Annotated in this window: 19 protein-coding genes, 1 tRNA gene and 1 other RNA gene; 15 read left to right on the top strand and 6 right to left on the bottom strand. The window is 64.1% G+C overall.

Translation table 11 applies throughout. The features are described from left to right. Nucleotides 1–99 precede the first annotated feature (99 nt). An RNA gene (ffs, locus tag C8C98_RS01390) (signal recognition particle sRNA small type) lies at nt 100–196 on the bottom strand. Nucleotides 197–297: 101 nt separating this feature from the next. Here ffs and dnaX point away from each other — a divergent pair. The 6 genes from dnaX (at nt 298) to C8C98_RS01360 (ending at nt 5825) form a co-directional block, all read left to right on the top strand. Further along, complete coding sequence (gene dnaX / locus C8C98_RS01385) at nt 298–2355, top strand: DNA polymerase III subunit gamma/tau (protein WP_121452831.1); 2058 nt, start codon at nt 298–300, stop codon at nt 2353–2355. A 39-nt stretch (nt 2356–2394) separates the two neighbouring features. Further along, nucleotides 2395–2727 carry a YbaB/EbfC family nucleoid-associated protein gene (locus C8C98_RS01380; protein ID WP_099656165.1) on the top strand — a complete coding sequence of 111 codons (333 nt, stop codon included), beginning with the start codon at nt 2395–2397 and terminating at the stop codon, nt 2725–2727. A gap of 309 nt (nt 2728–3036) precedes the next feature. Next, nucleotides 3037–3627 carry a recombination mediator RecR gene (gene recR / locus C8C98_RS01375; RefSeq protein ID WP_121452830.1) on the top strand — a complete coding sequence of 197 codons (591 nt, stop codon included), beginning with the start codon at nt 3037–3039 and terminating at the stop codon, nt 3625–3627. A 99-nt stretch (nt 3628–3726) separates the two neighbouring features. Continuing rightward, entirely contained in the window at nt 3727–4152 is a 426-nt protein-coding gene (locus tag C8C98_RS01370; protein WP_099656163.1) for an MAPEG family protein, read from the top strand. A gap of 401 nt (nt 4153–4553) precedes the next feature. Beyond that, the gene (locus tag C8C98_RS01365; protein ID WP_121452829.1) at nt 4554–5606 is read left to right on the top strand and encodes an ABC transporter substrate-binding protein; all 1053 of its coding nucleotides are present in this window, start codon (nt 4554–4556) and stop codon (nt 5604–5606) included. Nucleotides 5607–5672: 66 nt separating this feature from the next. Then, the gene (locus C8C98_RS01360; RefSeq protein WP_099656161.1) at nt 5673–5825 is read left to right on the top strand and encodes a DUF3096 domain-containing protein; all 153 of its coding nucleotides are present in this window, start codon (nt 5673–5675) and stop codon (nt 5823–5825) included. Nucleotides 5826–5889: 64 nt separating this feature from the next. On the opposite strand, the gene C8C98_RS01355 is transcribed toward C8C98_RS01360, so the two are convergent. After that, nucleotides 5890–7407 (bottom strand): transglycosylase SLT domain-containing protein, encoded by a 1518-nt coding sequence (locus C8C98_RS01355; RefSeq protein WP_121452828.1) that lies wholly within the window; start codon nt 7405–7407, stop codon nt 5890–5892. Next, nucleotides 7404–8186 (bottom strand): hydroxyacylglutathione hydrolase, encoded by a 783-nt coding sequence (gloB, locus tag C8C98_RS01350; RefSeq protein ID WP_121452827.1) that lies wholly within the window; start codon nt 8184–8186, stop codon nt 7404–7406. Before gloB ends, C8C98_RS01355 begins: the two co-directional genes overlap by 4 nt. Here gloB and C8C98_RS01345 point away from each other — a divergent pair. The 4 genes from C8C98_RS01345 (at nt 8185) to C8C98_RS01330 (ending at nt 14337) form a co-directional block, all read left to right on the top strand. After that, nucleotides 8185–9003: a class I SAM-dependent methyltransferase gene (locus C8C98_RS01345; protein ID WP_099656158.1), complete on the top strand. Its 819-nt coding sequence runs from the start codon at nt 8185–8187 to the stop codon at nt 9001–9003. The two genes, gloB and C8C98_RS01345, sit on opposite strands and share 2 nt — an antisense overlap. A 108-nt stretch (nt 9004–9111) precedes the next feature. Next, nucleotides 9112–9558: a ribonuclease HI gene (gene rnhA / locus C8C98_RS01340; RefSeq protein ID WP_099658725.1), complete on the top strand. Its 447-nt coding sequence runs from the start codon at nt 9112–9114 to the stop codon at nt 9556–9558. 210 nt (nt 9559–9768) lie between these two features. Continuing rightward, a complete protein-coding gene (locus C8C98_RS01335; protein WP_121452826.1) occupies nt 9769–11133 on the top strand; it encodes an efflux RND transporter periplasmic adaptor subunit in 1365 nt (454 codons plus the stop codon). 33 nt (nt 11134–11166) lie between these two features. Further along, entirely contained in the window at nt 11167–14337 is a 3171-nt protein-coding gene (locus C8C98_RS01330; RefSeq protein WP_121452825.1) for an efflux RND transporter permease subunit, read from the top strand. A 129-nt stretch (nt 14338–14466) separates the two neighbouring features. Here C8C98_RS01330 and C8C98_RS01325 read toward each other — a convergent pair whose 3' ends face one another. Further along, a complete protein-coding gene (locus C8C98_RS01325) occupies nt 14467–15249 on the bottom strand; it encodes a 3-hydroxybutyrate dehydrogenase (protein WP_121452824.1) in 783 nt (260 codons plus the stop codon). A 168-nt stretch (nt 15250–15417) separates the two neighbouring features. Between C8C98_RS01325 and C8C98_RS01320 the strand changes: the two genes are divergently transcribed. The 5 genes from C8C98_RS01320 (at nt 15418) to rimO (ending at nt 20977) form a co-directional block, all read left to right on the top strand. Continuing rightward, nucleotides 15418–16407, top strand: coding sequence for an alpha/beta fold hydrolase (locus tag C8C98_RS01320; RefSeq protein ID WP_121455949.1), 990 nt, complete (start codon nt 15418–15420; stop codon nt 16405–16407). Then, a complete protein-coding gene (locus tag C8C98_RS01315) occupies nt 16404–18614 on the top strand; it encodes a bifunctional (p)ppGpp synthetase/guanosine-3',5'-bis(diphosphate) 3'-pyrophosphohydrolase (RefSeq protein WP_121452823.1) in 2211 nt (736 codons plus the stop codon). The genes C8C98_RS01320 and C8C98_RS01315 overlap by 4 nt, the downstream gene beginning before the upstream one ends. A gap of 59 nt (nt 18615–18673) precedes the next feature. Beyond that, nucleotides 18674–18750, top strand: a tRNA-Val gene (locus tag C8C98_RS01310). Nucleotides 18751–18939: 189 nt separating this feature from the next. Then, nucleotides 18940–19473 carry a polyhydroxyalkanoate synthesis repressor PhaR gene (gene phaR, locus C8C98_RS01305; protein WP_233574413.1) on the top strand — a complete coding sequence of 178 codons (534 nt, stop codon included), beginning with the start codon at nt 18940–18942 and terminating at the stop codon, nt 19471–19473. Nucleotides 19474–19585: 112 nt separating this feature from the next. Then, entirely contained in the window at nt 19586–20977 is a 1392-nt protein-coding gene (rimO, locus tag C8C98_RS01300; RefSeq protein ID WP_099656152.1) for a 30S ribosomal protein S12 methylthiotransferase RimO, read from the top strand. Between the two features lie 103 nt (nt 20978–21080). Here rimO and C8C98_RS01295 read toward each other — a convergent pair whose 3' ends face one another. Continuing rightward, nucleotides 21081–21260 (bottom strand): hypothetical protein, encoded by a 180-nt coding sequence (locus tag C8C98_RS01295; protein WP_121452821.1) that lies wholly within the window; start codon nt 21258–21260, stop codon nt 21081–21083. A 58-nt stretch (nt 21261–21318) separates the two neighbouring features. Then, complete coding sequence (locus C8C98_RS01290) at nt 21319–22491, bottom strand: hypothetical protein (RefSeq protein WP_121452820.1); 1173 nt, start codon at nt 22489–22491, stop codon at nt 21319–21321. Nucleotides 22492–22562: the final 71 nt, after the last annotated feature.

Here is a 22562-nt window from a genome sequence, read left to right as displayed (position 1 = left end):
GGCCGATGCTTGCAATCACTGTGGGGGAACGATGCACCTGGGGTGCGCCTGCTGGCGCGGGGTGCGATGCACATGGCGTGCATGGCATTCAAAGAAGAAGTTGACGAGCCTTACCCCCGGCACTGACTCTACAGTTAGGGCTGCTTGGTTCCCCACCTGACCCGGTTGGCTGCTTTGCCATGCGGGGAGGCCCGTCAGCGCGGATTGTACTTCGGATGCTGGGCACTTTGCGGAGTGCAGGGGATTTGTGGGTGCGGCAAAAAGAGCGGGCACCGCCCAGCCCGTAGAATCCCGCCCATGTCCTATCTCGTGCTCGCCCGCAAGTACCGCCCCCGCAATTTCACCGAAATGGTGGGGCAGGAGCATGTGGTCCAGGCCCTGTCGAACGCGCTGACCCAGCAGCGCCTGCACCACGCTTACCTTTTTACCGGCACGCGCGGCGTGGGCAAGACCACGGTGTCGCGCATTCTGGCCAAGTCGCTCAACTGTCAGGGGCCGGATGGCAACGGCGGCATCACCGCCACGCCCTGCGGCGTGTGCCAAGCGTGCACCGACATCGACAGCGGCCGCTTTGTGGACTACACCGAGCTGGACGCAGCGTCCAACCGGGGCGTGGACGAGGTGCAGAGCCTGCTCGAGCAGGCCGTCTACAAGCCGGTGCAGGGCCGCTTCAAGGTCTTCATGATCGACGAAGTGCACATGCTCACGAACACGGCGTTCAACGCCATGCTCAAGACGCTGGAAGAGCCGCCCGAGTACCTCAAGTTCGTGCTGGCCACGACCGACCCGCAGAAGGTGCCCGTGACGGTGCTCAGCCGCTGTCTGCAGTTCAACCTGCGCCCCATGGCGCCCGAGACGGTGCTGGACCACCTCACCCGTGTGCTGGCCCAAGAGAACGTGCCCGCCGAACCCCAGGCGCTGCGCCTGCTCTCACGCGCTGCGCGGGGCTCCATGCGCGATGCGCTCTCGCTCACCGACCAGGCCATCGCCTTCGGCAGCGGCCAGTTGCAAGAAGCCGGTGTGCGCCAGATGCTGGGCGCGGTCGACCGTTCCTACGTCTTTCGCCTCATCGACGCGCTGGCCCAGGCCGATGGCAAAACCGTGGTGGAAACGGCCGATGCCCTGCGCATGAACGGCCTGTCGGCCGCATCGACGCTGGAAGAAATGAGCGCCGTGCTGCAACGCATGGCCGTGTACCAGGCCGTGCCGCAAATGGCCCAGGCCGTAGACGCCAACGACCCCGAAGCCGTGGAAACCGCCCGCCTGGCGGGCGAAATGCCCGCAGACGAAACCCAGTTGCTCTACAGCCTATGCCTGCACGGCCGGGGCGAACTGGGCCTGGCGCCCGACGAATACGCCGCGCTGACCATGGTGCTGCTGCGCCTGCTGGCCTTCAAAGCCCCTGCAGACCCGGCTGAAAAAAAAACTCTGACGCGGCCTGAGCCCGCACTGCCATCGACCCCTGCCCCCGCCTTGGCGCCTGCCGTGCAGCCTGCAGCGGTTGCTCCGCAGGCTGCCCCACTGCCGCCCATAGCCCCTGCCGAGCCGGTGCCTCCCGCTGCGTTGGCTCCCTCCGCTCCAACGACCACAACGATCCCAACGATCCCAATGGCTCCTGCCGCTGCGCAGCCACCAGAGCCTGCGCCCCGGGCCGTGCCATCGGCTCAGCCCCCTGTGTCGGCGCCCGCCCCGGCGGCTGTCCCAGCCAATGCCGTTGCCCCGTGGGATGACGCTGGCAGCGAACCCCCTCCCTGGCCTGACGCGGACGATGGATCGGTACCTGCCCCCGCCGTTCCGCCAGCGCATGCGGCTCGAAATTCAGAACAAAATCTGCCTCCAGCGCTTAACAATCAAGCGCAAGCAGCTCCTGAATTGGTAGCAATCCCGGTCCGTGAGGCGTCTGAGCCCAGCGAACGCTTGCAGCCCTTGCCCCTGTCGGCCCCCACACCGGTATCGACCCGTTACACGCCCACCGAAGAGGGCGACGTGTGGCACGCCACGGTGCAGCAGCTGGTGGCGGCCGAGGCCATCACCGCCCTGGTGCGCGAGCTGGCCTTGCAATCCCAACTGGTGGCGCGCGATGGCGCCCACTGGCTGCTGCGGGTGGAGCGCGAATCGCTCAACCAGCCCACCGCCCGCGAGCGCCTGCGCGCGGCGCTAGAGGCCGCAGGCCACGCCACACAGATCAGCGTGGAGGTGGGCCGCGTGATCGACAGCCCCGCCCGCCGCAACGCCGCCGCTGCCGCCGAACGCCAGCGCCTGGCCGAAGAAACCGTGATGAACGACCCCTATGTGCAGACGCTGATGCGCGACCACGGCGCGAAGATCGTGCCGGGCAGCATCAAGCCGCTGTAATTTTTGACCCTCGTCATTTTTCAAAAAAGGAAACCATCCATGTTCAACAAAGGACAACTCGCCGGCCTGATGAAGCAAGCCCAGGCCATGCAGGACAACCTCAAGAAGGCCCAGGACGAACTGGCGTTTGTCGAGGTGGAAGGCGAATCGGGCGCAGGCCTGGTCAAGGTGGTGATGACTTGCAAGCACGATGTCAAACGCATCACCATCGACCCGAGCCTGCTGGCCGAAGACAAGGACATGCTGGAAGACCTGGTGGCGGCTGCGTTCAATGCGGCGGTGCGCAAGGCTGAGGAGACTTCGTCGGAGAAGATGGGCAAGCTGACAGCAGGGATGCCAGGCCTCCCCGGCGGCATGAAATTCCCTTTCTGAGGTCTGGCTACTGCGCGCCAGCCATGCGTCGTTGGGCGGTGCTCGCAATCCTCACGTACTTTAAGTACGTTCCGGTTGCTGTGCTCCGTCCGCCTAGCCTGGCAGGCGCTCGCTACGCCCTTGAGGGTGGGGTGTGAAGGCAGGGGAAGGGCAGGGTTTGGATGGGATATTTCTGATCTTTCCCCAGTCCGTTCGGGCTGAGCCTGTCGAAGCCGTGGCGATCCCCTCACCGTTCAGGCTGAGCCTGTCGAAGCTTTTCACCGCACCTCCCGTATTCCGATCCCCACGTCCCCTGATTGCCACCCACCCATGTCCTCCACCAACGCCCTTGATGTCTTGATTCAGGCGCTGCGCCGTTTGCCGGGGGTGGGGGTCAAGTCTGCGCAGCGCATGGCGTTTCATTTGATGCAGCATGACCGCGATGGGGCCGAGGCGTTGTCGGTGGCGCTGCATGGTGCGGTGCAGAACGTGCACCACTGCGCGCGCTGCCACACCTTTACCGAAGACGACATCTGCAGCACCTGCCTGGACCCAGATCGCGATGCTTCGCGGCTGTGCGTGGTGGAGACCCCGGCCGATCAATCGGCGCTGGAGCGCACGGGGGCGTTCAAGGGGCTGTACTTTGTGCTGATGGGGCGCCTGAGCCCGCTCGATGGCATTGGTCCCAAGGAGATTGGCCTGCACAAGCTGATGGAGCGCGCCAGCGATGGCGTGGTGCAAGAGGTGATTTTGGCCACCAACTTCAATGCCGAGGGCGAGGCCACCGCGCATGTGTTGAGCGAGGCCCTCAAGAGCCGGGGCCTGCATGTGACCCGCCTCGCACGCGGCGTGCCGGTGGGCAGCGAGCTGGAGTACGTGGACCTGGGCACCATTGCGCACGCGCTGGTCGACCGCCGCTGAAGTGCGGGCCTGAGGCCTGACCATCGTGGGTAGAATACTCCCGAATTCATAGCGGCTAGCGCTTATAAACAGGGGCTTTGGGCCCTTAAAGGCTTAAAAATGAACACATCCATGCAACTGGCCCGCTTCACGGTGGCGTACTGGTGCGTCCTGGTGGCCGCGTTGCTGCCCATCGTGTGCGCCTGGATCGCCAAGCGGGGCGCCCTCGGCAAGCCCGTAGACCAGGGCGGCTTCGACAACAGCGACCCGCGGGGCTGGCTGGCCCGCCAGTCGGATTGGCGGGCCCGTGCCAACGCCGCGCAGGCCAACAGTTTTGAAGTGCTGCCGTTTTTCATCGGCGCGGTCATCATTGCGCACCAGCTCGGGGCTCGGCAGACCTGGCTGGACTTGCTGGCCATGCTGTTCATCATGCTGCGCATTTTCTACATCATGATGTACGTGTCCAACATGCCCACGGCCCGCAGTGCGGTGTGGGGGGCTGCGTTCTTTGTGAACATTGCCATCCTGTTTGTGGGCTATCACTGACCCAGGGCGGTTGTGGCTGCCAACGTGCTGAGACGTTGAGCGCCTTTTTGTCGCCCGATTTGTTTCCATCGACCGCATCCACGCGCCTCTACGGTGCAGATTCAGGCAAGCCTTGGTCTGCGCGGTGGGGGCGCTTCGGCTTTATAGCCGTCGTAGAGCCGTCGTAGAACCGGCTTGCAGGCCTGTGACGGGTGCACGGGCTTGTTGTCCCCCCGTGTTGCCCGCTGGTTACCTCCGTTTTTCGACGGTTTCCCCACCTTTTTCACGGTACGTAGAAGCCCGCAGGGGTGATCCCTGATGTTTTCGCCCCATGGCTCCGGCACAATTGTTGCAGTGCAGCATCTTTGTTTTTTGCTGCGCTGCATTGTGTGCGTTGCACTTTTCTGGGCTGTCTTGATTCCATGTCGCGTTTTCTGATCCACCGCCGTACCCTGGGGGCCGCATCCGTTGCATACGCGGCTGGCGTTTTTGCGCCCTTGCTGGGCGCCCAGTCGGCCCCTGTGGGCGACCTGGGGCGGGTGACGCTGGCGGTGGCGGGGCAAAGCGAGATGTTCCATCTGCCCGTGTTGCTGGCCGACCAGCTTGGTTTTTTCCGAGCCGAGGGGCTGGACGTAGTGCTGCGCGATTTTTCTGCTGGGGCGTTGGCTCTGCAGGCGCTGCAAGAGGGCGCGGTGGATGTGGTCTCCGGGGCTTACGAGCACACCATTCGCCAGCAGGTGCGTGGGCTGCCGTTGCGGTCCATGGTGCTGCACGGGCGGGCGCCGCAAGTGGCCCTGGGCATATCGCAGCGCGCGCTACCCAAGTTTGAATCCGTGCGTGATCTGGTCGGGCGGCGCATTGGTGTATCCGCCCCGGGCTCTTCCACCCACACCTTTGCGCGCTGGGTGCTGGCGCGTGAGGGCGTGGCGCCGGAGGATGTGACCTTTGTCGCCACACCTTCTGGGGCGGCAGCCCTGGCAGCCCTGCGTGCGGGGCAGGTGCACGCGCTGTGCCATTCAGACCCCATCGTGGCGCAGGCCGAGCAAAAGCTGGCCCTGCGCGTGGTGGCCGATGCGCGCACGCTCAAGTCTTCGCAGGACTTGTTTGGCGGCAATATGCCCGCCAGCTGTTTGTATGCGGCCCAGCCCTTTGTCCAAAAGCGCCCCGAGCAGGTGCAGGCCCTGGTGCATGCGATGGTGCACACGCTCAAGTGGTTGCAGACGGCTGAGCCTGCCGACATGGTCAAGGCGCTGCCCACGGCCCACCTGGCCAGCGACAGGGCTTTGTATTTGACCGCCTTCTATCGCATGCGTGAGACCTTCTCTCCCAACGGGCTGATGCCCGACGATGGGCCTGGCGTGGCGTTGCGCACTTTGACGCTGGCCTATCCTGAGCTGGCGGGCAGCAAGGTAGACCTGGCGCGTACCTTCTCGAACGACTGGGTGCGCAAGGCACGGCAAAAATTCAACGTGTGAGGGCGCAGGGCGGGGTGCGCTCGGGCAAGATAGCGGCCTGTTTCACTTTGTGCAGAAAGACCCGCCATGTCGTTGAGTCTCAGTATCGGCCCCTTGGTGTCCCTGATTGCTGGCATCCTGATCCTGGTCATGCCCCGTTTGCTCAGCACCATCGTGGCGCTGTACCTCATCATCATGGGAATTTTGGGCCTGATGGGCATGGCATCGCTGCGCCTTTGAGGCCTGCATAAACACAAAGCGCCTGTCTTTGCAGGCGCTTTGTGGAGTGTGTGCAGGGGCGTGCTCAGCGGCGGCGTACCTTAGAGGGCGTGCCACCACGGCGCGTTGGGGCGGATGCGGTCTTGCTGGCGCTGCTGCGGGCCTGCACGCGTGGCTGTGCGGCGGCAGCGATTTGGCGCACGGGCAGGTACATCACCACCTGTTGTCCGGCCTTGAAGGCGGCGCTCAGCTTCACATCGTTCCAATCGGCCACGTTGGCGGCACTGACCTTGTAGCGCTGCGCAATGCTGGCCACTGTTTCGCCTTTGGCGGCCCGCACCGAGGTGCGCCGCGTCACGATTTCGGGGGCGAGCGCCACTTGGCCGTTGTCTGCCAGGTGCGATGACACATCCTGGCGCGTGGTGGCGCTGCGCGGCACGATCAAGGCCGAGCCCGCCTTGATGAGCATGCGCGGAGGGATGTTGTTGAGGCTGCGCAGGTCGTTCTCGCTCATGTCCGTGCGGCGTGCCGCTTCGGCCACACTCATGGTGCTGGGGGCCGACCACACGGTCCAGCTCGCGTACTGGCCTTCGCTGCGGGCTTCCAGGTTGCGCTGGAAGACTTTGGCGTTGTCCCAGGGCAAGAGGATCTGTGGGGTGCCTGCGGCCAGGATCACGGGTTTGTTGAAAGAGGGATTCAGCGCCTTGAAATCTGCTTCGCGGATGCCTGCAAGGCTCGCCACCAGCGACACATCGATGTCGTGGGTAACGTCCACCGTCTGGAAATAGGGGTGGTTCTCAATCAGTGGCAGTTCGGTCTTGAAGGCATCCGGGTTGGCCACGATGTTTTTGACGGCCTGCAGCTTGGGTACATACATGCGTGTTTCTGCGGGCATGTTCAGGTCGGTGTAGCTGGTGCCCAGGCCTGCCTTTTGGTTGCGCGCAATGGCACGGCCCACGCTGCCTTCGCCCCAGTTGTAGGCGGCCAGTGCCAGGTGCCAATCGCCAAACATGCCGTAGAGCTTTTGCAGGTAGTCCAGCGCTGCACGGGTGGAGGCCAGCACATCGCGCCGGTCATCGCGAAACGCGTTTTGCTTCAGGTCGAAGTAGTTGCCGGTGGCGGGCATGAATTGCCACATGCCCGCTGCCTTGGCGCTGGAGACGGCCTGTGGGTTGAAGGCGCTTTCAATGTAAGGCAGCAGGGCCAGCTCGGTGGGCATGCCGCGCCGCTCCAGTTCCTCGACGATGTGAAAGAGGTATTTGCTGGAGCGCTCGGTCATGCGCTGCATGTAGTCTGGTCGGCTGGCATACCACTGCTCGCGGTCTTGCACCAGATCGTGTTGCAGGTCGGGCATGGCAAAGCCGCGCCGGATGCGATCCCACAGATCGGCGGGAGCGGAGAGCGATGCCACTTCGCGGCTAGAGGCATTGGCGGCCGTGATGGGTTGCAGCGGCCCCTTGGGGATGAGTGGCGTGTGGCCTGCCTGCCGGCTGGTGGGTGTTTCGTTGGGCGAGTTGCTGGCGGTATCCGGCGCTCCACCGGTGGTGGCGCAGCCTGTCAGCCACAGCATGCCAAGCAGGCTGGCAATGTGCAGAAATTTCATCGAAACTCGTTCTTCCAAGTGCGCAATGCGGCCAGTACGGCGATTGCGTCGTTGCTGTCGATCTGCGGCGCGTGGGCCTTGGCTGCTCGTGCAACCTCTGGCTGCTGAACCCGCAGGAATGGGTTGATGCTGCGCTCCAGCGCCATGTGGGATGGCAACGTGGGGCGGTTGGCGGCCCGTTGGGCCAGGCACCAGGCGTTGTAGTTGAGCAGTGCTGCGTTGGCGGGTTCCACCGCCAGCGCAAATTTCAGGTTAGAGAGTGTGTATTCGTGCGCGCAGCATACCCGTGTGTTGTCGGGCAGTGCACTGAGCTGGCTGAGCGATGTGTGCATTTGTGCCGGAGTCCCCTCAAACAACCGACCACAGCCACCCGAGAACAAGGTGTCGCCACAGAACAGCATGGGCTCGCCCCCGCCTCCAACGCCAGCACCGTAATAAGCAATGTGCCCGGCGGTGTGTCCGGGTACGTCCAGTACGTCCAGCGTGAGGCCCAGCACCTTCACCTGATCGCCCTGGCTCAGGCCAGTGAGGGGCCGGGGGATGTCTTCGCCTGCCGGGCCGTACACGCGGGCCCCGGTGTGCTCACGCAAAACCCCTACGCCACCGACATGATCGGCATGGTGGTGGGTGACTAGAATTGCCTGCAAGGACAGATCCATCGACTGCAGCGCCTCCAGCACGGGCGCGGGGTCTCCAGGGTCCACCACCACCGCATGCTGCGCGTCGTGCAGCATCCAGATGTAGTTGTCGGTAAAGGCGGGTAGCGGCAGCAAGTTCATGAGCTCTCAAATTATAGATTTGCACCAGTGGTTCGACTCTGCGCCTGGACGGTACCTGCTGGCCTGGGAGCAGGCTTGCATGGACGAGGCTGTGGCCGACATCTTTGGCTACCACGCTGTGCAGCTGGGCATGCCCCGCATTGATGGCCTGCGCACCAACCGCATGCCGCACCAGTGGCTTGCCTTGGGCGCAGATGCATTGCTGAATGAACCGGGCGACTGGGGCGGCCCCATCCCCCCTGATGCGCCGCGCGCGGTGGCCTTGTGGGCCGAGCCTGTGGCGTTGCCGTTTCCCAGTGCCAGCCTGGACCTGGTGGTGTTGCCCCACACCCTGGAGTTGAGCGAGGACCCGCACATGGCCCTGCGCGAGGTCGAGCGTGTACTGGTGCCCGAGGGGCGTGTGGTGATTGCCGGGCTCAACCCCCTGAGCCTGTGGGCCCTGCGCCAGATGCGGGTGCGCTTGTGCCAGCGCTGGATGGGGGGCTCGCTGTACTTGCCAGATGCTGGTGAGTTCATTGGCTTTGGGCGCTTGCGTGACTGGCTGCGATTGTTGAGCTTTGAGGTCGAGTCGGCCCAGTTTGGCTGTTATCGTCCAGCGGTGCGCAGTGCCGAGTGGCTGGAGCGCTTTGCCTGGGTGGACCCGCTGGGCGAAAAGTGGTGGCCCATTTTTGGCGCGGCCTATTTTTTGGTAGCGGTCAAGCGTGTCCATGGCATGCGCCTGCTGGGCCCTGCCTGGCGCTCTGGCAAGGCCCGCGTGGCCGCCACGGTGCCCGTGGTGCGGCGCACGGACCCAGGTGGCCCGGTGCGCAGGCGTTGACCCAGGGGCTGCGCAGGCCACGCATGGCTTGCCGCTGCGCAGTGCGATTGGGGGCTCTGTGCTCTCACGCCCTCCTATTCATCATCTTCACATTTGCAGGAATCCAGTTTGAACCAGGTCGAGATATACACAGATGGCGCATGCAAAGGCAACCCTGGGCCAGGGGGTTGGGGGGTGCTGCTGCGTTCAGGCACGCTGGAAAAAGAGTTGTTTGGCGGTGAGCTGGGCACCACCAACAACCGCATGGAGCTGATGGCGGTGATCGAGGCGCTCACAGCCCTCAAGCGGCCCTGCGCCGTCACACTGTTTCTGGACAGCGAATATGTGCGCAAAGGCATCACCGAGTGGATTCATGGCTGGAAGGCCAAAGGCTGGCGCACGTCATCCAACCAGCCGGTCAAGAATGTGGAGTTGTGGAAGCGTCTGGACGCGCTGGTGAGCACGGGGGGCCACCGCATTGAATGGCGCTGGGTCAAGGGCCACTCGGGCGATCCGGGCAATGAACGGGCAGACGCGCTGGCCAACAAAGGCGTGGACAAGGCCAACGGCCGTTGATGTGAGAGCCCTCCCCTGGGCGCAAGGCGCGGGCTCAGCGCAAAGCGCCTTGCCAGAGGTGTGAAGCGCACTGCGCCATGGCTGCGTGTAAAGCTTGTGTAAAACTTGCACAACAGACCACGGGGGTAAGCGCCAAAGTGAATGCACAACTTGGTACGCACTGATACATTGCTTCGCTGCATGTCGCAACTCCCCAGGTTTGATGGATCCATGGCGCTCAAGAACAAATACGTCGTTTTTGCGGTTATCGGTTTGGCTGCTGCTTCCGGTGCGGCCTGGTGGCTCCAGTCACCCTCAAAGGCTTCGCGCCCCGATGCGGCAGTCCCTCAGGCCAAGTCGGCGCCTCAAGGCGGTGGAAAGCCTGTGATGGTGGAAGCCACCGCTGTGCGCCAGATGGCCTTGCGCGACGACGCCGAGGCCGTGGGCAGCCTGCGGTCACGGCGCAGCGTGGTGCTGCGGCCTGAAATCAGTGGGCGCATCACCCATTTGAACTTTCGCGATGGACAGCGGGTGCACAAGGGCCAGTTGCTGGTGCAACTGGACGACCAGTTGCCCCGGGCCCAGGTGCAGCAAAGCCGGGCTGAGTTGTCGATTGCCCGCGCCAACCACAAACGCAACCAGGAGCTGGTGGCCCAGGGCTTCATCAGCCAGCGCTCGGTGGACGAAAGTGCTGCCAACCTTGAAGTGGCTGAGGCCAAGCTGGCCCTGTCAGAGGCCACGGCGCAGCGCCTGCGCATCCTGGCGCCCTTCGATGGCATCGCGGGCATTCGGGGTGTGAATGTGGGCGACTACCTCAAGGATGGCGCCGACATCGTCAACGTGGAAGACCTGGACGCGGTGTATGTGGACTTCCGCCTGCCCGAGCGGCTGCAGGACAAGGTCAAACCTGGCCAACTGGCCCGTGTGGCCTTCGATGCGCTGCCGGGTGTGCAGTATGCGGCGGTGGTGCAGGCCATCAACCCGCAGATTGACGCCGATGGGCGCTCCATTGCCGTGCGCGGTTGCATCGACAACCGCCGCTTGCAGTTGCGCCCCGGCATGTTTGCCCGCGTGACAGCGGTGTTTGGCGAGCGTGCAGACGCCCGTGTGATCCCTGAGGAGGCCATCGTGCCCGATGGCACCTCCCCCTATGTGCTGCGCATCGTGCCCGGCAAGGAAGAGGGCAGCAAGATTGCCAAACGCACCCCGGTGCGCCTGGGGGCCCGCACCCCTGGCTTTGTCGAGGTGGTGGAAGGGTTGGCCGCTGGGGACGTGGTGGTGACCGCCGGGCAGCAACGCTTGCAGCGCGATGGTTTGGCCGTGCGCGTGGTGGAGCTGGGTCAGTCTGCGGGCGATGCCAAGGCAGCGGCGGCGGCAACCCCAACCCCACCTGCATCGGCCACAGACACAGCGGCTGCAGTCCCCGCTGTGGCCTCCGCCACGGTGGTGGCGACCAGCACCCGCGCAGCATCTGCTGCTGCCAGCCCGCAGCCTGGGCTGCCCGATGCGCGCGTTGCCAATCCGTGCCAAGGGGCGGCAGAGCCTGCGGTGCCGCCTGGCCCCACGCGCGCGGCCCGTGGCGCGCGTTCCTCCTGAGTTCTGCATTTTTGACATCGCCCGACGCCCGCCATGCAACTTGCTGAAATCTCCATCCGTCGGCCGGTCTTCGCCACCGTCCTGTCCTTGCTGGTCTTGCTGGTGGGGGCCGTCAGCTTCACCCGCCTGACGGTGCGTGAGTACCCCAAGATCGACGAACCCGTGGTCACCGTGAGCGTGCGCTATGCGGGGGCCTCGGCCGAGGTGATTGAATCCCAGGTCACCAAGCCGCTCGAAGACTCGATTGCCGGTATTGATGCGGTGGACGTGATCACCTCCATCAGCCGCGCCGAGCAAAGCCAGATCAGTGTGCGCTTTCGCCTGGAGAAAGACGCCGACAACGCCGCCGCCGAGGTGCGTGACCGCACCGCCCGCGTGCGCAACCGCCTGCCCGACGCGGTGGACGAACCCGTCATCGCCAAGGTGGAGGCCGATGCCTCGCCCGTGATGTGGCTGGCCTTCAGCAGCGACACGCGCAGCCCGCTCGAAATCAATGACCTGCTCAACCGCATCGTCAAGCCTCGGCTGCAGACGGTGACGGGCGTGGCCGATGTGCCGATTTACGGCGAGCGCCGCTATGCCATGCGCATCTGGCTGGACCCCGAGCGCATGGCCGGCTACCGCCTCACCACGCAGGACGTGGAAGACGCCATTCGCCGCAACAACCTGGAGCTGCCTGCGGGCCGCATCGAGTCGCAGCAGCGCGAGTTCAGCGTGACCTCGCAGACGGAGCTGGCACGCCCGGCGCAGTTCTCTGACATCGTCATCCGCACGGTCAGCGGCTTTCCGGTGCGCATGCGCGATGTGGCTCGGGTGGAAGAAAGCGCCGCCAGCGACCGCAGCCGCGTGCGTCTCAATGGCCGCGAAGCCATCTCGATGGGCGTGATCCGCCAGGCCACGGCCAACCCGCTGGAGTTGTCTGCCGGTGTGCGCGCCATGCTGCCCACCTTGAAGGCAGACCTGCCCGCTGACATCACTATCGACGTGGCCAACGACAACTCGGTGTTCATCGACCGCTCGGTCAAGAGCGTGTACCACACCATTGGTGAGGCGGTGGTGCTGGTGGCGTTGGTGATTTTTGTGTTCTTGCGCACCTTGCGCGCCTCCATCATTCCGATCATCACCATCCCGGTGAGCTTGGTGGGCACGTTTGCATTGATGTCCCTGGCGGGCTTCTCCATCAACACCTTGACCTTGCTGGCCCTGGTGCTGGCCATCGGGCTGGTGGTGGACGATGCCATCGTGATGCTGGAGAACATCTACCGGCACATTGAAGAAGGGCTGGACCCGTTCTCGGCCGCCATCAAGGGGGCGCGCGAAATCGGCTTTGCCATCATCGCCATGACGCTCACGCTGGTGGCGGTGTACGCGCCGCTGGCCTTTACCCCCGGCCGCACCGGGCGGTTGTTCGTTGAGTTTGCGCTGGCCCTGGCCGGGGCGGTGGTGGTATCTGGCTTTGTGGCGCTGACCCTGTCGCCCATGATGTGCTCGCTGCTGCTCAAGCACAACCCCAATCCGAACTGGTTTGACCGCTCCATGGAGCGGGGGCTCACGGCCCTGTCAGACGCCTATGGCCGCCTGTTGCGCTGGGTGGTCACCGCGCGGTGGGGGGGGCGCAGGGAAGACGGCTCGGGCGGAGGGCTGCGTGGTGCGCTGTTCCAGGCCCGCTGGCTGGTGGTGGCGGTGATGCTCGTCAGTGGGGCCGGTTTGGTGGCGATCTACCCCAAGATGAAGCAAGAGCTCTCGCCTATGGAAGACCGGGGCACGATTCTCGTCAACGTCACGGCGCCCGATGGTGCCACGCTGGACTACACCAACCGCTACGCGCTGGAGCTGGAAAAGATGGGCCGCGAGTACCCCGAGTTCGACCGCATCTTCGCCAACATCGGCAACCCCACGGTGGCGCAGGGTAGCGTGATCTACCGCACGGTGGATTGGGAGCAGCGCGAGCGCAGCACCCTGGCCATGGCGCGCGATCTGCAGCCCAAGGTGGCGGCCTTGCCGGGGGTGAATTCGTTCCTGATCACCCCGCCATCGCTGGGCCAGGGCTTTCGTTCGCGGCCTCTGACCTATGTGATCCAGACCTCGGACAGCTACGAGAACCTGAACGCGGTCACCAACCAGATGATGGCCGAGATTGCCAAGAACCCCGGCATCATCGCGCCCGACGTGGACCTGCGCCTGAACAAGCCTGAGCTGCGCATCAGCGTGAACCGCGAGCGTGCTGCCGACCTGGGGGTCAGCGTGGACGTGGTGGCCAAGGCCATTGAGACCATGCTGGGCGGGCGCACCGTGACGCGCTACAAGCGCGATGCCGAACAGTACGACGTGATCGTGCAAACCGAGGCCCGAGGCCGCACCACACCAGAGAACATTGACAGCATCTACGTGCGTGGCCGCAACGACGCCATGATTCCGCTCTCCAGTCTGGTGAACGTGAAGGAGAGCGTGAGCCCGCGCGAGCTGAACCACTTTGGCCAGCGCCGCTCGGTCACCATCACGGCCAACCTGTCGCCCGACTATTCGCTGGGCGAGGCGCTGACCTTCATGGATTCCACCGCCGCCAAGGTGCTCAAGCCTGGCTACACCACCGACCTCAACGGCACCTCGCGCGAGTTCAAAAGCTCGCAGGGGGCCCTGGGCATCGTCTTCTTGCTGGCGCTGGTGTTCATCTTCCTGGTGCTGGCCGCGCAGTTTGAAAGCTTTATCGACCCGCTGGTCATCATGGTGTCGGTGCCCCTGTCCATGATCGGTGCGCTGCTGGCGCTGCAGTGGAGCGGGGGCTCGCTCAACGTGTACTCGCAGATCGGCCTGATCACGCTGGTGGGCCTGATCACCAAGCACGGCATCTTGATTGTGGAGTTCACCAACCAGCTGCGCGAAGAGGGTATGGACATGGTGGATGCGCTGGTCAAAGCCTCGGCCCAGCGCCTGCGCCCCATCCTGATGACCACTGGCGCCATGGTGCTGGGCGCCGTGCCCCTGGCGCTGGCCACCGGGGCGGGGGCCGAGACGCGGTCACAGATTGGCTGGGTGATTGTGGGCGGCATGTCGCTGGGCACCTTGCTCACCATTTTTGTGGTGCCCACCATGTACACCCTGTTTGCCCGCAAGGCTGTGCCGGGGGCCAAGACCACCGTGGCGGTGGAGAGTGCCACGCCGCACGCCGATGGCCCTGCAGGGTCTGCGGCGGCGCACGGCTGAGTCGCACTGGCTGCACCCACAAAAAAGGCCCTTGGCATCACGCCAAGGGCCTTTTTTATTGAATGTGCCTCTAGCGCCTGTGGAATAAGCGCTGGCAGCTATTAAATTAATAGCATTTGAACTGGTCGCTTACTGAGCCGCCCAGCCGCCGTCCATGTTCCAGGCCACACCACGCACGTTGTTGGCGGCGGCGGAGCAGAAGAACACCGCCAGGTCACCCAGCTCCTCGGGGGTGGTGAATTGCATGGAGGGCTCTTTCTCGCCCAGCAACAGCTTGGTGGCTTCTTCGTTGCTCAAGCCGTGGGCGGCGGCCTTGGCATCCACCTGTTTTTGCACCAGCGGTGTCAGCACCCAGCCGGGGCAGATGGCGTTGGCCGTGATGCCTGTGGTGGCGGTCTCCAGTGCCGTCACTTTGGTCAACCCCACGATGCCGTGCTTGGCGGCCACATAGGCGGATTTTTGGGCCGAGCCCACCAGCCCATGCACCGATGCGACATTGATGATGCGGCCCCACTTGGCCTTGCGCATGCTGGGCAAGGCCAGGCGCGACGTGTGGAAGGCGCTGGTCAGGTTGATGGCCAAAATGGCATCCCACTTCTCCACGGGAAAGTCTTCCACATTGGCGACATGCTGGATGCCCGCGTTGTTGACCAGAATGTCCACCTGGCCGAACTGGGTGGCGCTGTAGCGCATCATGTCTTCGATGTCTGCCGCCCGGCTCATGTCCGCCCCGTGGTAGGCCACCTGGGCGCCCGCCGCCTGGCCTGCGGCCAGCACCTCGGCCCGGGGGGCGTCCACGTCACCAAACCCGTTGAGAACGATGTTGGCCCCCTGGCGGGCCAGGGCTTTTGCAATGCCCAGGCCGATGCCGCTGGTAGAGCCGGTGACGAGGGCCGTTTTGCCTTTCAGCATGAGAGTTTCTCCCTAATGAACATGACTGGGGAACATGACTGGCGCAACCAGGGTGCAGGTGGCCCAACCGCAGGGCAAAGGCTTTTGCTGTATCCCGGTTTGCGCAAGTCCTAATGAATTACGATGCAACGCAGCCATTATCAAGCGCTGCCTTCGGATTTCGCACCCATGATTGAACCTACGCTGAACTACGTACCGTGCCCAGGCCTTGCTGCGGCCTCGGCACCAGCAGCCCTGACCGACGTGACCGGCGCATCGCCTGCGCAGTATCCTGCGGCCCACCGCATGGCGTATTGGGAGTGGAATGCCACAGGCAACCCAGCCCATCCGCATGTGGTGGTTTGCGTGCACGGCCTGTCGCGCCAAGGGCGCGACTTTGACACCCTGGCCCGCAGCCTCAGTGCCCACGTACGCGTGATTTGCCCCGATGTGGTGGGGCGTGGCCAAAGCGACTGGCTGGCAGACCCCATGGGCTATCAGCTGCCGGTGTACGCGGCCGACATGCTGGCCTTGCTGGCGCAGGTGCACCAGCAAGGCCCCATTGCCACCCTCGATTGGGTGGGCACCAGCATGGGGGGGTTCATCGGCATGGCCCTGGCGGGGCAACCGGGCTTGCCCTTGCCAGCACCCGTTCGCCGATTGGTGCTCAACGATGTGGGGCCGGTCATCCAGTGGCAGGCGCTGCAGCGCATTGGCCAATACCTGGGCTACCCAGCGCGGTTTGAATCGCTGCAGCAGGCGGCCGATGCACTCTGGGCTATTTCCAGCAGCTTTGGGCCACACACTCCAGAACAATGGCTGGCACTTTCCCAGCCCATGGTACGCAGCCTGCCCGAAGGGGGCTTGGCGTTGCACTACGACCCGGCCATTGCCGTGCCGTTTCGGGCGTTGACGCCCGAGGCTGCTGCTGCGGGCGAGGCCGCCTTATGGCAGCTGTACGACCATATCCAGGCGCAGACCCTGTTGCTGCGTGGGGCGCAATCGGACTTGCTCTCGCGAGAGACTGCCAGTGCCATGCAGGCCCGCGGCCCCCGGGCGCGCTGTGTGGAGTTGGCAGGGGTGGGGCATGCCCCCACCTTGGTGGCTGCCGACCAGGTGGCCGTGGTGCAGGACTTTCTTCTGGCCGCTCCCCTCGAAACAGGTGCCTTGGCAGAATGAAGACGAACCCCTCGACCCACACCCCCACCCTCGCGCCCTCTGAGCCCCTGCCGCAGCTGATTGCTGCCACGGCCCATGCACTGCCCGAGCAAGTGGACGCTCTGGCCCGGGCCCGGGCTTTTGCCGAACCCTTGCTGGCCTGCGAGACGCTGGACTCTGGCGAAAACACCCTGGTCCACGCCGACGCCGTGGCGGCCATCCTCAAAGGCATTGGCGGCTCCGAAGCCATGCAGGCCGCGTGCTATCTGGTGTACGCCTGCGTGCACCTCAACAAACCCGAAGAGGTGATCGCCAAAGCGTTTGGCGACAACTTTGCCGCCCTGGCGGTCGAGACCACCAAGCTCATGCGGGTACAGCGCCAGGCCCTGGCCGCTGAGCAGGTCGATGATCCGGCCGTGCAGACCGAGAACGTGCGCAAGATGCTGCTGGCCTTCTCGCGCGACTTGCGGGTGGTGATGCTGCGTCTGGCCTCGCGCCTGCAAACGCTGCGCTTTCATGCGGCCAGCAAGCGGCCGGTGTCGCCCAGCTTGGCACGCGAATCGCTGCAGGTGTTTGCGCCGCTGGCCAACCGCCTGGGCATCTGGCAGATGAAGTGGGAGTTGGAGGATTTGTCCTTTCGCTTCCTGGAGCCCGACACCTACAAGGAGGTGGCCCGCCTGCTCGATGAAAAGCGCGGTGAGCGCGAGGTGTACATGCAGCAGCTGCGCCAGCGGCTGGAGTCCGAGCTGCGCGGGCGCAGCATCAGCGCCACCGTGCAGGGGCGGCCCAAGCACATCTACAGCATCGTCAAGAAGATGCGGGGCAAGTCGCTGAATTTTGACCAGGTGCTGGACCTGCGGGCGCTGCGCGTGGTGGTGCCCAGCGTGAAGGATTGCTACGCCGCCCTCAGCTGGGTGCACGAGCAGTTCACGCCCATCGTGGAAGAGTTTGACGACTACATCGCCAAGCCCAAGCCCAACGGCTACCAGTCCCTGCACACCATCGTGCGGGACGAGCAGGGCCGCCCGGTAGAAATCCAGATCCGTACCCAGGCCATGCACGACCACGCCGAGCACGGAGTGGCGGCGCACTGGGCGTACAAGGAGGCGGGCAGCAAAGGTTACGCGGGCGTGTCTGCCGCAGGCGAGTACGACGCCAAGATCGCGGTGCTGCGCCAGTTGCTGGCCTGGGAGCGCGACCTGGCTGGCAATGTGCCCAACCGGGGCTTGTTTGAAGACCGCATCTACGTGCTCACCCCCGATGCGGCGGTGATCGAGCTTTCGCAAGGCGCTACCCCGGTGGACTTTGCCTATGCCGTGCATACCAGCGTGGGGCACCGCTGCCGGGGCGCACGGGTGGACGGCGCCATGGTGCCGCTGAACACCCCACTGCAAAACGGCCAGACGGTGGAAATCAGCACCGTCAAGGAAGGCCGCCCCTCGCGCGACTGGCTCAACGCCGAGCTGGGCTACCTCACCAGTAACCGTGCCAAAGCCAAGGTGCGCGCCTGGTTCAACGCCCAGGCCACGCACGAGACGGTGGCCCGTGGGCGTGAGGCGGTGGAAAAGCTGCTGCAGCGCGAAGGCAAAACCGCCATGAAGCTCGACGACCTGGCAGCGCAGCTGGGCTTCAAATCTGCGGACGGTTTGTTTGAAGTGGTGGGTAAGGACGAGTTTTCGCTGCGCAACATCGAGAACCTGCTGCGCCCGCCCGAGCCTGTACTGCAGCCGGACGACTACCTTCTGCTCAAGAAAACCCGCACCAATGAATCTGCCCCCAAGGGCGGGGTGTTGGTGGTCGGCATCGATTCGTTGATGACCCAGTTGGCCAAGTGCTGCAAACCTGCACCGCCCGATCTGATTCGGGGTTTTGTCACGCGCGGCAAGGGGGTGAGCGTGCACCGGGCCGATTGCAGCAACTTCCGTGAGATGGCCGCGCGAAGCGCCGAACGGGTGATCGAGGTGGAATGGGGTACGCCCAAGGCTGCTGCCGCTGCTGTGTACCCGGTGGATGTAGCGGTTGAGGCGGCTGACCGCCAGGGGCTGCTGCGCGATATCTCGGAAGTGTTTGCCCGTGAAAAGACCAACGTGATCGGGGTGCAGACCCAGTCCGTCAAGGGCACCGCCTGGATGACTTTCACGGTAGAAGTGGCAGACTCCGGTCGCCTCAACAAGGTGCTGGGCATCGTGGCTTCGGTGCCGGGGGTGCGCTCGGCACGGCGGCGTTGAGTGCGGAGTTTTGCGAGGCCTGCATTTTTGATGCTATACTCGCATTCTCGAATACAAACAGGCGCGTAGCTCAGCTGGTTAGAGCACCACCTTGACATGGTGGGGGTCGTTGGTTCGAGTCCAATCGCGCCTACCAACTAACCATTGGTAAAAAGCCTTCCAAAGCAAACTGCTTGGAAGGCTTTTTTATTTTCCGCCGTGAAACCGGGTGTTGGGTCGGCGCGCACGCCCATCAGGGTAATCCTCGGAGAATCTCCGCCCTGTGGCTCTCTAGAATGTGTTGCACTGCAATACCCACATGGGCGTTCGCCCAAGGAGCCACGATTTGCCTGAATCCACCAGCGCCTCTGCCAAACCAGCGCAGCGCGTGATCAAGAAGTACCCCAATCGGCGCCTGTACGACACCGATACCTCCACCTACATCACGTTGACCGAGGTGCGGCAACTCGTCATGGACCACCAGAATGTGGTGGTGCGCGACGCCAAGACCGGTGACGACCTCACGCGCAGCATCCTGCTGCAGATCATTCTGGAAGAGGAAGCGGGCGGGGCGCCCATGTTCAGTGAGGCGGTGCTGGCCAACATCATCCGGTTCTACGGCCATGCCATGCAGGGCTTCATGGGGGCTTATCTGGAGAAAAATGTCCAGGCTTTCACCGATGTGCAAACCAAACTGGCCGAGCAGTCGCAAAGCGTGACGCCGGAGATGTGGGCGCAATTCATGAACCTGCAGTCGCCGATGCTCAAGGGCATGATGGGCAACTATGTGGAGCAATCCCAATCGATGCTCACGCAAATGCAGGAACAGATGCAAAAGCAGACCGAGCAGATGCTGGGTGCGTTTGGAATCAAAAGGTAGTCACTGAGCCGCGTGGCTGCTGTCCCCGTCAAAGGGGCTCTGCCCGCGCCAAACCTCGCCGTGAATAGGCAACTCCACCCGCCGAACGCCGGAACTGGGACAATACGGGGATATGAGCGAAGCAATTGCCCCCACCAAAACACCCAAAGTCGGATTCGTGAGCCTTGGATGCCCCAAGGCACTGACCGATTCCGAACTCATCCTCACGCAACTGAGCGCTGAGGGTTATGAAACCTCCAAAACCTTCCAGGGCGCCGATCTGGTGATCGTCAACACCTGCGGTTTCATCGACGATGCCGTCAAAGAAAGCCTGGACACCATCGGCGAAGCCCTGGCTGAAAACGGCAAAGTGATTGTCACCGGCTGCCTGGGCGCGCGCGCAGGTGAGGGCGGCGGCAACATGGTGCGTGAAATGCACCCCAGCGTGCTGGCCGTGACGGGTCCCCACGCTACGCAAGAGGTGATGGACGCGGTGCATCTGAATCTGCCCAAGCCGCACGATCCGTTCATCGATCTGGTGCCCGGCGGCTTCGGTGTGGCGGGCATCAAGCTCACGCCCAAGCATTACGCCTACCTCAAGATCAGCGAAGGCTGCAACCACCGTTGCACGTTCTGCATCATCCCGTCCATGCGTGGCGATCTGGTATCGCGCCCGGTGGGGGATGTGCTGAGCGAGGCAAAAGCCTTGTTCGAAGGTGGTGTGAAAGAGCTGCTGGTGATCAGCCAAGACACCTCGGCCTACGGGGTGGATGTGAAGTACCGCACCGGCTTCTGGGACGGCAAGCCCGTCAAGACCCGCATGCTGGAGCTGGTGCAGACGCTGGGCGAGATTGCCGAGCCCTACGGCGCCTGGGTGCGCTTGCACTATGTGTACCCGTATCCGAGCGTGGACGAGGTGATTCCGTTCATGGCCACGGGCAAAGTGCTGCCTTACCTGGATGTCCCTTTCCAGCACAGCCACCCCGACGTGCTCAAGCGCATGAAGCGCCCCGCCAGTGGCGAGCGCAACCTCGAGCGCATTCAGCGCTGGCGCGAGGCCTGCCCCGAGATCGTGATTCGCAGCACCTTCATTGCTGGATTCCCGGGTGAAACGGAAGAAGAATTCCAGCATCTGCTCGACTTTGTGCGCGAGGCGCAGATTGACCGTGCAGGCTGCTTTGCCTACAGCGACGTGAATGGCGCTGCCGCTAACGAACTGCCCGGCATGCTGCCGATGGAAGTGCGCGAAGAGCGCCGCGCGCGCTTCATGGCGGTGGCCGAGGAAGTTTCTATCGCCCGGCTGCGCCAGCGCGTGGGTTCGACCATGCAGGTGCTGGTGGACCACGCCCCTGCGCTGGGCCGCAAGGGCGGCACGGGCCGTACTTACGGCGATGCCCCCGAGATCGATGGCGTGGTGCACCTGCTGCCACCGGAGAAGATCAGCAAGACGCTGAAGGTGGGCGAGTTCACCAAGGCGCGCATTGTGGGCGTGCAAGGGCACGACCTGGTGGCTCTGCCCATCTGATCGGCATTGCCCGTGCCGAGGGGCGGCTGGCCTTTGTCTTGTGGGTTTCCAGCGCGTTTCTCGGCCCGTTATGGCGGTTGATGGGGGCGCGAAGGGACGTGTGTTATCGCAATGAGAACACGCCGTACGAGCAAAGCAAGGCCATGCCCAGAACGGCGCCAAAGTCCATCAACAAGTCGGTGCTGTCGGGCTCCTGGTCGCGAATGAGCACCCAGGTGGCGGCCCCGGCCAACAAAGCGCAGACGGGCAGGATCAGTGGAAAGTAAAGAAGCCATTTGGCCATGGGCAAACCTTTGGGGGCGTTTTTGCTGTGGGCTGGGGATTGGATTGCTGGCTTTGCTTCAAGGAATGAAGGTGCGCCAGCTGGGCTGCCAACCCGCATCCCGCAGTGCACGCAGGCCTGTGTAGATCAGCCAGGCCCATAGCGCCATGTTGGCGATGGGCGTGAAGGAGGCCACGGCGTAGAGCAGCGCGGTGGTGGTTTGTGCCCCCAGTCCATAAGACAGCCGCACCGCTCCGATGGCGCCCAGCGCAGCTGCCGCCGTGCCCAGCAATTGCGATGGCCCCAGACGCATGAAGGGACTGAGCTTCCACAGCAGCGCGCCCAGCACGAACACCACCAGGGCCGCCAGCAGGCATTGCATGCCCGTGGTCACGAGGTGTGAGTCCTCGATGTCTCCAGAGTTTGCGAAGTCTTGCCTGGCATATCGCTCTGCTGCCTCTGGCAGCTCCAGCGCTGTCGCAGCGGATGCACCGCTGATTTGGGTTGCGGCGGCCGGTGCAGTACGGGGGCGCTGTGTCGCCTGGCTTGCGTGGCTTTGGGCGGCTTCCTCGGTTTTTTTGCGCCTGCGTTTGCGTTGGGTGGGCTTGAGCGATGCGGGTAGCCGCACATGCATGCGCCAGCCGGTCTGGTCAAAGTGCAGCAGGCAGCCCGACAGCTGTTGCGGCCCGGCGGCGGAAAATTCTGTGTCTGCGGCGTCAAACAGCTGGGCCTGGGCGGCATTGTCGTCAGCGGGGGCCAGGGCCATCCAGCCCCGGCGCGGCATGGCCACCACCACGCCGCACGGGAATTGCGCGAGCAGCCCCCGCCAAAAGTTGCGGTCGGTGAGGTGGCTCTCCAGCAGCAAGGGCTGTGATGACTGCAGCCTGTAGGTGCCATTGGCTTGTGGTTGCAGGGTGGGGGTTGCACCAGTTTTGCGCAGGCGCATCGTGGCCAGGGCCAGCGCCTTGTGGGGCGTCAGCTCGAGCCGTGCCAGGTCGCTGGCGCGGGCCAGGGCCATGGATTCGGTGCCGGGCTGGGTGAACACAAAGCGCAAGCGCAGGTCTGCCAGATACCCCAGGGCCAGGACTTCGCGGGCGTCTTCATCGCGTGCGAGGGATTGCTCGGGCGGTTGCAGTTGTTCCTGTGGCTGGCAGGTGCCCGGCCAGCGGTGCACGATGGCGTAGAGGTGCTCGCTGGTGCGCTCGGCGAACGCGGGTGGCGTGGGGTCTGTTGCTGGGGTGGTGCTTTGCATGGGGCGTGTGGCGAGCTGAGGTGCTAAGGGGCCACCTCGGGCCATCCTGTGCAACCCGCGATGGTGCCAGC

The sequence above is a fragment of the Acidovorax sp. 106 genome (assembly GCF_003663825.1).
Lineage (GTDB): Bacteria > Pseudomonadota > Gammaproteobacteria > Burkholderiales > Burkholderiaceae_C > Acidovorax.
This window is presented reverse-complemented; position numbering and strand designations above follow the sequence as displayed.